At 39.9% G+C, this 13,582-nt stretch carries 6 protein-coding genes; 5 read left to right on the forward strand and 1 reads right to left on the reverse strand.

The features are described from left to right. Positions 1–48: 48 nt before the first annotated feature. A complete protein-coding gene (locus AB8M93_RS12020) occupies positions 49–1,644 on the reverse strand; it encodes an energy transducer TonB (protein ID WP_373057963.1) in 1,596 nt (531 codons plus the stop codon). A gap of 394 nt (positions 1,645–2,038) precedes the next feature. Here AB8M93_RS12020 and AB8M93_RS12025 point away from each other — a divergent pair, with 394 nt between their 5' ends. The 5 genes from AB8M93_RS12025 to AB8M93_RS12045 all read left to right on the forward strand — a co-directional run bounded on the left by AB8M93_RS12025 (position 2,039) and on the right by AB8M93_RS12045 (position 13,569). Continuing rightward, a complete protein-coding gene (locus tag AB8M93_RS12025) occupies positions 2,039–4,783 on the forward strand; it encodes a substrate-binding domain-containing protein (RefSeq protein ID WP_373057965.1) in 2,745 nt (914 codons plus the stop codon). A 718-nt stretch (positions 4,784–5,501) separates the two neighbouring features. Next, positions 5,502–8,672, forward strand: a complete 3,171-nt coding sequence (locus AB8M93_RS12030; protein ID WP_373057967.1) for a SusC/RagA family TonB-linked outer membrane protein — start codon at positions 5,502–5,504, stop codon at positions 8,670–8,672. A gap of 11 nt (positions 8,673–8,683) precedes the next feature. Beyond that, positions 8,684–10,399: a RagB/SusD family nutrient uptake outer membrane protein gene (locus AB8M93_RS12035; protein WP_373057969.1), complete on the forward strand. Its 1,716-nt coding sequence runs from the start codon at positions 8,684–8,686 to the stop codon at positions 10,397–10,399. A gap of 67 nt (positions 10,400–10,466) precedes the next feature. Continuing rightward, a complete protein-coding gene (locus tag AB8M93_RS12040) occupies positions 10,467–11,984 on the forward strand; it encodes a TolB family protein (protein WP_373057971.1) in 1,518 nt (505 codons plus the stop codon). Positions 11,985–12,279: 295 nt separating this feature from the next. Next, positions 12,280–13,569: a TolB family protein gene (locus AB8M93_RS12045; RefSeq protein WP_373057973.1), complete on the forward strand. Its 1,290-nt coding sequence runs from the start codon at positions 12,280–12,282 to the stop codon at positions 13,567–13,569. The last annotated feature ends 13 nt before the right edge of the window (positions 13,570–13,582 follow it).

The following is a 13,582-nucleotide window of genomic DNA, read 5'->3' on the forward strand; positions in this document are numbered from 1 at the left end:
TTTAGTTTTCCGCCAGGGCGTATTTGTGAAATCATCCTGCCCGGCGGGTTAATCTTTTTCTTTTTTATTCAGGTTAAATAAGTGCCTTAGCTGGTTATTGGAAATATTTTTCTCATTTTCTGCGGTTCTTTCTTCTTCAAGTAATAGAGACTCAGCTTTTGTAATGGTATTTTTGCCATTAGCCCTGAGAACAAAGGGTAAGGAATACAAGACGCCCACCGGTTTCCCTCTTTGTAGGCCGGGTTTCATTTTTGGCAGAAGCTTAACCACACGTATTGCTTCCTGTTCCAAAACTGGATGTGGTGCAATGGAATGAACATCCACAATACTTCCATCCTTGTTGATCTTAAACTTCACATAAATTTGTATCGTACCTTTTAGCCCCAGTTCCTGAATTATTTGGGTATTGAAGTTATGGGTAACCAGCTCATGAATTCTATTAGACATACATGCTTTTCTTTCTTTATTTTCGCACCCCGGGAAAACTGGAGCATTTTCAACTACATCAAAAAGCACATCCTCAACTTCATATTGCGTGGAGTCTTTATTCTCAAATTGATTATCTATAGGGCGCATTCGCGAGTCCGGGCTGCTCTTTAAATTTACATAAGCATTTTTGGCATAATCGTTTGTAATTTTCCTGCTGGCAGGCCTGCAAATAGTAGGAAAATCAAAAAAGTAGAGGCATTCTGGAAGGCAGGCGTTGTTAAAAGTTACGGTAACTGAACCTTTCTTCTTTCCGGCAAAACCTGTGAATAAATAATCGGCTTTAAGTTTCTGTGGACGCCCCTGGGTATCCCGTGCCAAAATTTGAACATTTTCAACACTTCCTTGTTGATATTGGTTAAAATTCCACTGCCTGGAATTTTCATATACCAGGTCTTCAACTAATTGTTCTACATCCTGTAGGGGAGAAATTTCCTTTCTTTCAGCCCGTCTTTCCGCAATAAGATTTTCCAGTCTTACAGGTTGCTGTTCAAGAGCGAATAATCGTAAATTTTCCTGGAATTGTTTAAGAGCGGGGCTGTTACAGCCATTCATTTGTAGTAACCTTACTACATCCAGGCTTATCGCTTTTATTTCTCCCATCATTTTAGCTGCAGTGCCTATTCCATCCCCGGTACCCGCCATAGATAATACATTACCCAGCTGAAATCCCTCCAAAGCCCGCATAGCTGCATACATATCCTTATCAGCATAATAACCTGTTTTTTCGTTTCTCCAGCTAATACAATTCCTGCTTATTTCTATTCCATCACTGTTTTTTATCACCTCTTCCTGGTCGCATACTTGTCTTGTCAGCTGGATCTTGTCCGGAGAAAGGTTGTGGGGGCAAAACCTGGCATATTCCCAGATATAGGTACTGAAAAGACTATAAAAAAACATCCCCTTTCTTTCAAAAGGCACATCCTTAAAATTGCCCATATAAATATCTGTCAGCTCAATTTCATAATTTAATCCTTTAGCTGTAAAACCTGGTTCCTTATCCAGGAAGCTGTTCTCTGCATTTTTTAAACTATAAACGTTTCTAGGCTCTGCTGTAAAGGATTTACAGGGATTAGTGGTTGCCTCAATATTTGTAAAACCCAGGCTTGTATTTAGGAATATTATACTATAAATAGAAAACAGGAGTAGCTTTTTCATAGCAATAACTTTTAATATTCTACGGCTTACTTTGCTAAATTGTCTAATCCTACTCCCGGGCTTTAGGAATGGAAAAGTTCCTGTACAAGAAAATTAGTCTCTGTAAATCACTAAGTTAAATCTAAACATGGTGGTTTTGCAGTACTAATATATAAGCGCAGGCTTCAATTGATTTTCTGTAGCATTCTTAAAGGTAACTGCAGTTTTTAAGATTTGAAGTTGTTCTACATAAATCTCTGAAACCACTTTCCAAAGCGTACAGGTGTCTCTAATGATGCCCCCCCTACTATATTAATTGTTTGTTTTATCTCTATATAAATTAGGAATGTGCTACTATTTATGCCATTTTAATATTAAATTATGATTACATTAGGAACTCTTAATAGTTTTAAAAATGCGTTACCCTACTCTTGTTTTATGGTTTGCTCTTATTGCACTTATTTCTTCCTGCAATAAAGAGCAGGAAACAGATAAAATAAAAATTGGATTTTCTCAATGTACCAGTAATTCCAACTGGAGAAAAAGCATGAACTATTCTATGAAGGTGCAGGCTTCTGTACACTCTAATGTTGACCTAAGCATTTATGACGGAAATGATAATCCCGAAAATCAAATTCATGATATTGAACGCTTAATCGAGGAAGGTATAGACATTCTCATTGTTTCCCCTCTGGAGCCCAACCTGATTGTTGAGGTTCTAGAAAAAGCAGAGAATAAAGGGATCCCAATTATCCTGCTGGACAGAAAGGCAAATCTTAACAACTATACTGCTTACCTGGGAGCAGATAACATTAAGGTTGGGAGAAATGCGGGAAAATTTATGGCCTCTTCAGGCAAAGGAAATATTAATGTTATTGAGGTTAAGGGTGGCGATGAATCTACCCCTTCGCTGGAAAGGAGCCTGGGTTTCCATCAAATTTTAAACAATAACCCTCAAATTCACTTAATACAGAGCCTGGATATTGATGAAGCCGGCTTTCCAAAAGAAGTGTTTGCACGTCTTTTAGACTCTTTGGGTGGCCAGAGAATAGATTATGTGTATTGCTATAATGATGATATGGCACTGGAAGGTTGGGAGGTGGCGAAGGATATGGGCTTTGAGAATGACATAAAATTTGTTGGGGTAGATGGTTTAGATGGCCCTAACGGGGGAATTCAAATGGTACAGGACGGGGTTTTAGATGCAACCATTTTATATCCCACAGGAGGAGCTGAGGTAATAAAACTTGCGCTTCAAATTTTAAATGGCGAAAAAGTACCCAAAAACACGCTGTTAAATACTATAGTCATAGATAAATTTAACGCAGGGATCATGCAGGACCAGTTAAACCGTGTTAATCAACAGCAAATCGAAATAGAAAACCAGGTGAGTACCATCCTAAAGCAGGAAGAACTATATGCATCTCAAAATTTTCTTTTAAAAGCCTCTGTTGCCTTTTTAGTAATTATCCTTAGCCTGGCGGTGTACAGTGTGTATTCTATTATTGCCATTCGTAAGAAGAACCGGCAGCTGGAAATTATAAATAGTAAAATAACTGTACAGAGAAATCAGATTGAAAAAATAGCCAATCAGGTTAAAATCAGCAATGAGGAAAAACTGAATTTTTTCACAGGGATTTCCCACGAATTTAAAACCCCCATTACCCTTATTTTAAGCGCTATAGAATCTATTGGTGAGGTGGTTAAGGAAAAAGGCGTAAAATTAGGAAATGAGCTGGAACTAATACATAATAATTCCAACCGTTTGTTAAGGCTGATTAATCAGCTGTTGGATTTCAGAAAAAATGAAGATCGTAAATTTAAACTAAGGGCTTCAAAAACCAATCTTTACTCCTTTTCTGCTACTATTATGAATGATTTTATGAAAGAAGCCAGGAAGAGAAATATTGATTTCCGGCTGAAAAGCAGTAATAAAGACATTTCTGTGTATATGGACAGAAATTTAATGGAGAAGGTCTATTTTAACCTCCTTTCCAATGCTTTTAAGTTTACGCCAGATAATGGAAAAATTGAAATTCAGATTATAGATGAAGTAGAGCGCAAGCAGGTGTCTGTTGTCTTTAAAGATTCGGGAATTGGAATTCCAAAGCAGGAGCTAGAAAACGTGTTCCAGGTTTTCTTTAAAGGTTCTAATAACAGGACAAAAAGCTCGGGAATGGGACTTCACCTGAGTAAAGAATTTATGGAACTTCACAAGGGAAGCATAAGGGTAAGCTCACTTAAAGGAACAGAGTTTACCATTAAAATCCCCAAAGGCACAGAACATTTAGAACCTGGCCAAATTATTGAAGATGAAGAAATCATCCGGTCCAAAATTATTGATTTTGAGCCTGATCTTTCACAAGAGGTAACCTCTTTAGCGGTAGAGCCTGATAATGCTGAAAAATATTCTGTTCTTATTATTGAGGATGACAAGGATTTATCTTTGTTCCTTTTCAACAAACTTATGAAGGAATACCATGTGGAAATTTCTGATGGTTCAGATGCGGTTGAAAAAGCCTTTCAATCTATACCCGATATTATTATTTGTGATCTTAACCTTGTAGACATTGATGGGTTTGAAATTAGCAACCAATTAAAAAAGGATCTCAGGACTTCCCATATTCCTATTGTTATCTTAACGGCACTAAGCAATAAAGAATCCTATGTAAAGGGACTGCAGTGCGGAGCAGATTTATATCTCACCAAACCCTTTAGTTATTCCATTTTAATCCAATCTATAAGATCTTTGTTATACAACCGCGAAAACCTGAGATATTATTATACTAACAATATTTATAAAATAGACGAAATTGAATCCTTTGGAGACCTGGAACAAGGATTCTTGTGTGATTTAAATAAGTTAATTGAAGACAATATAGATAAGGAAGACTTCTCTGTAGAGGACCTGGCACATCATTTAAGAATCTCCAGATCACAGCTGTATAGAAAAGTAAAGGCCATTCTGGGAATTAGTATTAGTGATTATATTACACAATTTAGGCTGGAAAGAGCAAAATCTATGTTGGTGAAAAGTAACTTAAGCGTATCTGAAATCGCTTATAAAAATGGCTTTTCATCACCAAATTACTTTTCTACTGCTTTTAAAGGAAAATATGGTTCCTCTCCGGTTTACTTCAGAAAATCCATGGCATCTTAACCGCAGGCTCCTGCACAACAAATAGCAATCCATCAATTTCCTTAGATGGGTGCGTGAGCTGTTATAAGAACCAGGCCTCCGGAATAGTTGCTTTTTCAAGTATTAAGAACAGATTTTTTCATTTCTTCCTGATGCCCCCTTAATATCGGCTCATCTTAGATCCTGTAAGCCAATCGTAGTAAAATTGGTACTTTTTCATATTCTGTTCTATAATTAAAAGCTATCGAAGTCGTAAAGGTTGGGGAGGATCTTTGGTTCCAAAGAAAAGATTTGTATTAAAGCCTCTTGAACTGAAGGACAAAAGCCAACCGAAGTTTTCTGTTAAAGATCTTAGCAAAAATAAAGTCAATTTGCTTTTTGTGTTCCAGTCTTTTATTGAATTAGTAAGCTGCCTCGCCAATTTTACTATATCGTTGTAGTGAAAGATTTTAAAAAGAACGAAAAGATAAAATTTTTCATGAAAAACCATGCAACCTCATCATACATCGCTGCAACCTCAGTATAAGTAACACTTTTCTTTTTAAGAAATAATTAGCAATTAACCTTTGAATCTCACCTATAACAAGGGATTCAGAAGGAGCACAACAACATTATAATCATTTGATGTATTATCAAAAACACTGTTGTTTTTTTAATAATAGTTTAGCTCCAGGATACCAAAATTACTAATTAAACAAATTGATATGATTTTAATTAATCTTAACCAAAATAGCTAAATATGAAAATATTTTCTTTCATCTTATTCTTCAGTTCTATGGTAATATGTGCCCATGTAAATGCACAGCAGGGAAATGAAACTATTTCCATAAGCGGTACAGTTACAGATGGCCAAATGCCACTTCCCGGGGTTAATATTCTTGTAAAGGGAACCACGCGGGGAACAACATCAGATTTTGATGGTAATTATTCAATAACCGGGGTAGCGGAAGATGCTACTATAGTTTTCAGCTTCCTGGGATACACGTCCCAGGAGATCCCGGTACAGGGAAGAACCAGCTTAGACGTGGTAATGCAGGAAGATGCCAGTGCACTTAGTGAAATTGTAGTAACAGGTTATGGAAAAGAAAGAAAAGTAGATCTTACCGGAGCTGTAAGCGTGGTGGAGATGGCTCCTATACAGGAAACCACCATGAGTTCGGGTAGCCCTTTGCAAGCCATGCAGGGAAGGGTTGGCGGTCTCTATGTAGAAAAATCCGGGGACCCCTCGGGCAGCAGTAACCGTATCCTTATTAGAGGGGTTAATACCCTTGGGAATAATGAACCTTTGTATGTTATAGACGGGGTTCCCACCGTTAGACAGGAAGTTTTTTCCAGTATTAACCCCAGTACAATTCAATCTGTCCAGGTACTCAAGGATGCTTCGGCATCTTCTATTTACGGTTCCAGGGCTTCCAACGGGGTAATAATAGTGACTACCAAAAGTTCCAAAAGAGGGGATGATCTTAATGTGTCTTTTAACAGTAACTTTTCAGTATTATCTGAGAAAAAGCAGCGGTACGATGTACTTAATGCGCGGGAAAGGGGCAGGGTTCTCTGGCAGGCTTCGGTAAATGATAATTCAGATCCTAATGATGGATATGGAGGTTTATATAATTTTGACTGGAATGGAGATTTTGATAATCCTGTTCTCAATGATGTAACAGTGCAGCCCTTTGTGGGAGGAGATTCTAATGTGCCTTCGGGAGATACAGACTGGCAGGATGCGCTTTATGAAACAGGATATGTGGTAAATAACGACCTGTCCGTTTCGGGAGGGTCAGATAAGGTTTTTGCCCTTATTAACCTTGGCTATCTGGACAATTCAGGTATTTTAAAGTATACCGGGTATGAACGATATTCCGCTAAACTTAACTCAAATGCCAGCTTGTTTAATGATAAAGTAAGGCTTGGGGTGAACAGCCAGTTCTTCACTTCTAAACAAAGGATGCAATCTACAGATGTTGCCAACAACCAGGTTCCCTACCTGGCGATCACCCTGGCTCCAACCATTCCCGTTTATACCGCTACAGGAGATTATGCCGGGCCACTGGGATCTGGATATTCAGACAGGAACAACCCCCTTTATATTCAATATATCAACCGGTGGGATAATACGCAGCGAATGACTGTTTTTGGAAATGTATATGCAGAGGTGGACCTGCTTGAGAACCTCACCTTTAGGACAAGCCTGGGGGTAGACCATTACAGTTCTAAAGCAAAAGACATAGAACCATTGGTGCAAAACGGCTTTATAACCAGGACCACGAACAGTTTAACTGAAGTACAACAGGATTTTACCAGTACAATTTTTAGCAACACGCTAAATTATAATGTGGAATTAGGAGAGCATAGGTTTGATGTGCTCCTGGGAACAGAATCAATTGAAAATACCTTGAACAGCACTACTGCTTCAGCCCAGGATTTTGCAGTTGAAAATGAATCATATTTTGTGCTTTCTGCGGCTACAGGTCAAAGGAACAGTTCGGGAACAACGTCGGGGGATGCGCTTTTCTCACAATTTGGAAAGATAAATTACGGGTATGCAGATAAATATTTAGCTTCTGTGACCCTGCGCCGGGATGGTTCCTCTAAATTTGGATCAGAGAACCGCTATGCTATTTTCCCGGCAGTCACTGCAGGTTGGAGGATAAATAATGAAGCGTTTTTGAAGGATAATGAAACCATATCCACCCTAAAATTAAGAGCAGGGTATGGGGTGGTTGGAAATCAGTTTATAGGAGATTTTGCAAGGTTTGGACTATATGAAGCACGCTATGGCCCGGTAGAATATCAATACGAACAGAATTTGTTTAGTGAGTGGTATAATGTTGGTACCGCTTATGATCTAAATGGTAATAACAGCGGGAACCTCCCAGCGGGATTTGTTTCCATTCAGGCGGCCAATCCTGGTTTAAAATGGGAGGAGACAAAAGAGGTAAATATCGGCTTAGATTTTGGGTTCTTGAATAATGACCTTACAGGATCTTTTGATTATTATAACAGAAATACCGATGGCATTCTCATACAACCGCCCATTGCCTCTGCTGTGGGAGAGGGAAGAGAAAAATGGATTAACGGAGCCTCTATTCATACCCATGGCTGGGAGCTGGCCCTTAATTATTCTACTATCTTCGGGGAAGATTTCTCCTTTGCAGTTGCCACCAATTTTGGAGCCACTAAAGATGAAATAACAGATTTACCGGAGGAAGCCCGGACCGCCTATCCCGGGACTGCAGACAATTCTATCATCGGGCATTCCCAGTTCTCCATCTTTGGATATAGAACCAACGGATTGTTCCAGAATCAGGCTGAAGTAGATGAACACCCTACCGGTGGAGTGCAAATAAGCAATGCGCGTCCCGGAGGTATTCGTATAGTAGACACTAATAACGATGGAGTTATAAGTGCAGATGACCGGGATTGGCTGGGCACTACCTTGCCAAGCCTGGAATATGGGATAAGAATAGATGCCAGGTATAAAAATTTCGATTTTTCAGTATTTGGTTCTGGCGTTGCCGGTAGAATAGGGGTAGATAGCTATATAAATTTCAACAATTTTGTTCCTGGATTAGATAATGCGGGACCCGGCACCCTTGATGCCTGGACGCCCTCTAATACCAATACCGATATTCCTGCTTTGAGCCTGGTGAATAATTTCACTGAAGATTCAGATTATATTTACAGGAACAACTCCTATTTTAAAGTAAGGAACATGCAATTAGGATATTCATTACCAGAGGATATGATTTCTGAATGGGCGGGAATGTCCAGCCTAAGGTTTTATATTCAGGGAGAAAACCTGTTTTGGTTCACCCCAGAGGATTATATAGGGTCAGATCCTGAACGTACGAACATTAGTGCGATCCCGGTACCTACAACCTTATCTATTGGACTTAATTTAAACTTCTAAAAATGCGAACTATGAAAAAATTATATATTACTGTTTTTGTTGCCTTACTGGCTGTAACTATAAGCGGCTGTAGTGATGATTTTCTGGAAGTTGAACCTTCCGGAGTACTTTCTTCAGACAATGTGGCTACTATAGATAATGCTGAAGCCCTGGTTGTAGCGGCATATTCAGCCATTGGAAATGATAATATTGGAGGGCCAATAACCAACTTATGGCCTTACGGAAGTGTGCGGGCAGACGATGCCTATAAAGGCGGCGGTGGGCGTACAGACCTTGGGGAAATTGACAGGCTGGAGGTTTACACCCTCACCATTCCCGATGCCGGGGACCTGATGGGGCCTAAAACCTGGAAAAATTATTATAAAGCAATTTCCAGGGCTAATTTCGCCCTAAGGGTGATCAATGAAATTCCGGATGCAGATTATCCAGACAAAAGCACAAGAATTGGAGAACTAAGGTTCTTACGCGGGCACTCCCATTTTATGCTGAAGCTTTTATTCAAACACATTCCTTATATCTCTGAAGATATAAGTGATGAAGAAATCCTGAATGTTTCGAATGATTTACCAAATGATGAGTTATGGAACAAGATAGCAGACGATTTCTTATACGCATACAACAACCTTCCCCAATCCCAGGACCAGGTAGGAAGGGCAGACAGGAATGCGGCGGCCGCTTATCTTACCAAATTAAGACTATACCAGGCTTATGAACAAGATGAGCAAAACCAGGTGGTAAATATTAATGAAGAACGCCTGCAGGAAGTAATAGAGTACGCTAATGAAGTGACAGGAGACCTGGAGCCGGATTTTGCTTATAACTTTTTGCCGGGTTACGAGAACGGACCGGAATCTATCTGGGCAGTTCAATTCTCCCTTAATGATGGTACTGAAGTTAGCAGAGGCAGCTATGCTACAGCAGTAAACTCACCCACAGGGTCGCCTCTTTATGGATGTTGTGGTTTTCACCAGGCCAGCCAGAATATGGTAAACGCCTTTAAAACAGGTTCAGATGGGTTGCCACTCCTGGAAAGCTTCAACACTACAGATATGACAGATCCCGAAGCTTATGGCAGTATAGATCCAAGGTTTGACCATACGGTAGGTTTCCCTGGCAGGCCATATAAATACAGGAACCAGGTGGCAGAACCCGGCGATATGATCTATAAATCTACCTGGGCGAGAGATCCCGGTGTCTATGGATTTTATGGTAACATGAAAGAACAACAGGCGCCAGATTGTTCTTGCTGGTTTAAAGAGGGACCTTTTATTGTGAGTTCAGTAAACTATACCTTCATTAGGTATGCAGATGTCCTGTTGTTCAAGGCAGAAGCCCTAATCCAGTTAGACCGTTATGAGGAAGCCCTTCCAATTATTAATGAAATAAGGGCAAGGGCTGCCGCCAGTACAGATCTACCACTGGAAGCAGGGGCAAGCAATGTGTATAATATTCAGCCTTATGAGAATTTCCCTTCCAAAGAATATGCCCTTAAAGCCTTAAAATTTGAAAGAAGGCTGGAATTTGGAATGGAAGGCTGGCGCCTTTTTGATCTTGTAAGATGGGGGGAAGCAGAAGAAGTTCTTAATGCCTATCTGGAAGAAGAACAAACCAAGCGGGAATATCTGTCCAATGCCCATTTTACAGCAGGAAGGGATGAATACCTTCCTATCCCTCAACAAGAAATAGATTTTACCAACGGGTTATACGTACAGAATCCCGGATATTAACAAAAGCTGTTACCTCAAAAAAGTAGTAACAGGTAAAACCCTTTAATAATTAATTATAAATCTTAATATGAAAATTAAATTTATGCTATTGTTATTCTGTGTCACACAGCTAACTTTTGCCCAGGATTCACAGGTAGGCATCTTTCAAAACAACAAAGATATTGGAAACCCTAAGAAAGCAGGCTCGGCTTCTTTTGATGAAGATACCCAGACCTATACCATTAAAGGTGCGGGTTATAATATATGGGGTCAACGGGATGAGCACCATTATTTGTACAATAAGTTGCAAGGGGATTTTATTGTGACCGCTAATTTTGAATTTGTTGGTGATAATGAGGTGCATCGTAAAATTGGATGGATGGCCCGTGCTTCAGAAGATGATAACGCGGTAATGGTGGGAGGATTTCTTCATGGGGATGGCCTTACCGCCGGCCAGTGGAGGGAAAGAAAAGGTGCCGCTATGGAAAATCCTTATGATGATGTTTGGGCTCCTAAAAAATTCTACCAGGTTATCCAGCTGGAGCGAAAAGGAAATACTTTTATAGTACGTGCTGCCCATCCCGGAGAGCCCCTCCAGGAAATAAGTTCTAAGGAGCTGGATTTTATGCCGGAAGAAGCTTTGGTGGGAATAGTTATAGGTTCTCATGATGAAGATGTTGTGGAAACAGCACATGTTTGGAATGCCCGCATAGACCAGCCGGTACCGGAAGATTATAATCCCAATGAAGAAGGCTGGATAGGCTGCCGTATGGAAACCATGAATGTTTTTGATGGCAAACGTGTGGTGATTCATGAAAAAGACAGCCGTTTTGAAGCCCCTAACTGGATGCCCGATGGGGATAAACTGTTATTTAATATGGACGGCTCTCTTTATACTATTCCCACAGATGGAGGTGGAATAGAAAAAGTAAATACCGGCTCTGCAGATAATCTTAATAATGACCATTGTATCTCCTTTAATGGGAAATTATTGGGAATAAGCAATAATAATGGCAATGGTTCAAATGTTTTTGTACTGCCACTTAGCGGGGGAGAACCCACAGCGGTTACCAGTAACCCTCCTTCTTATTTACATGGATGGGCACCTAATAACAAAGAAGTTGTTTATGTGGCGCAACGAAACGGAAGACAAATTTATGACATCTACAAAAAATCCATTAAGGGGGGAGAGGAAGTAAAGCTCACCAATAATGAAAAATTAGAACATGTAGACGGGCCTGAATATTCACCAGACGGGAAATATATTTATTATAATGGTTCCAAAAAAGGAGGAACCATGCAGCTCTGGAGAATGAAGCCGGACGGGAGTGATAAGGAACAACTAACTTTTGATGAATATAACGATTGGTTCCCGCATATCTCTCCAGATGGAAAATGGATCGCGTTTATCTCCTTTAAACCAGGTATAGAATTAAATGACCATCCTTCCTATAAACAGGTGATGTTAAGATTGATGCCGGTCTCAGGAGGAGCTCCCAGGGTAATCGCCTATTTATACGGTGGGCAGGGAACTCTTAATGTAAATTCCTGGTCTCCGGACAGCAAGCATATTGCTTTTGTGAGCAATTCAGCTAAAAAAGAATAACAAGATCCCATTTCCCAATCTGCAATACAGATTTGAAGAGCTACTGCCGGGAAAAGGGTTGTGGAATATTAATAATATTTTATTCCTGAACAGAAGATGTCTTAAATACAAGAAACATGGAGGTTAGTAACTAATTTCAGAAAAAATAAAGCATAATTAAAAGAGCTGGGATATAAAGTCTGTTTTTTGATCTTAAAGTTTGGAAGTTGCACTTTCAGCAAAACGGCATCAAATGCGGCAAGCTTTTTAACTGAATTAGCCAGGCGTTACTGACCTCTTTAAAAATAGATAAATAATGATAAAATATTTGAAGATCTTATGCATATTCCTCATGTTTTGTTCTGCGGGATATGCACAGCTGGGTCAGTTTGAAGAAAGTCAGGATATAGGTGATCCTAAAGTGAAAGGATCGGCTTCTTACGATCCTGCTTCACAAACTTATACTATAAAAGGAGGAGGAGCAAATATCTGGTTTAACCATGATGATTTTCATTTCCTTTTCAGAAAAATAAAGGGAGACTTTATCCTAACCGCGAATTTTGAGTTGGTGGGAAACGAAGATGGTAATAATCACAGGAAAACCGGCTGGATGATCAGGGAAAGCACAGAGCCGGATGCGGTGAGCATCAATTCCTGTGTGCACGGCGATGGCCTGGTGGTATTGCAGTGGCGGCTCATGCGAGGCGCGTATATGCGTGATCCTCAGGAAGAGATATTTTTCCCAAAGACTTATTTTGGAGAAACCATAATCCAGTTAAGCCGTATTGGCAAAACCATTACCATGCGTGTGGCTCACCCGGGAGAACCTTTGGAAGAGATGGGTTCTATTGTGCTGCCGGAGTTAAATGAGGAGGTTTTGGTAGGCCCTTACGCCCTTGCCCATGATCCTGATGAGGAGGACCTTCAGGAAGTGAAGGTCTGGAATGTAAGGATTACGAAACCTGTGGCTGCAGATTGGCACCCCAATCCATTGGTGAAAACGATATCCTATGATAGTATTCAAATGGGAAGCAGGCTGGAAACCATAGCTGTGGCTACGGGAGAAAGAAAGGTTTTATATACCTCAAAAGATGCTATAGAGAACCCATACTTTTCAAAAAATGGGAATACTATCCATTTTAAAAATGATAATGAAACCTTTGAAATAAGTGTTAACGGAGGAGATAATGTTCAGAAAAGCAGGGAAACTAAAGAACCTCAACCTGTTAACTCATCCAAAAAATATAGCTTCTACAGTGCTGGAGAGGAGGGTACAAACCAAATTTGGAAGAAAGAAAAAGATGGCTCCGGCAAAATCCAAATGACTTATGATCTTGGACATGCTCGTTTTCCTCAGGTGTCTCCCGATGGAAAATGGATTGCCTATCTGTCTTTTCCCCATGATTCTGATCCAAAACAGGCGGCAGCAAATAAAATGGTAAATTTAAAGCTGTTACCGGTAGATGGAGGTGGTTCTAAAACTATTGCTTATTTCTACGGGGGCAAAGGTAGCTTTGGCAATTATGCCTGGAGTCCAGATGGGAAGTCAATAGTTTTTGTAAGCAACACTAAGGCAGAATCTTCACTGCTGAACAATATAGAATAAGCAGTATCAATAA

This window comes from Autumnicola aciditolerans, assembly GCF_041679265.1.
In the GTDB taxonomy this organism is placed as follows: domain Bacteria; phylum Bacteroidota; class Bacteroidia; order Flavobacteriales; family Flavobacteriaceae; genus Autumnicola.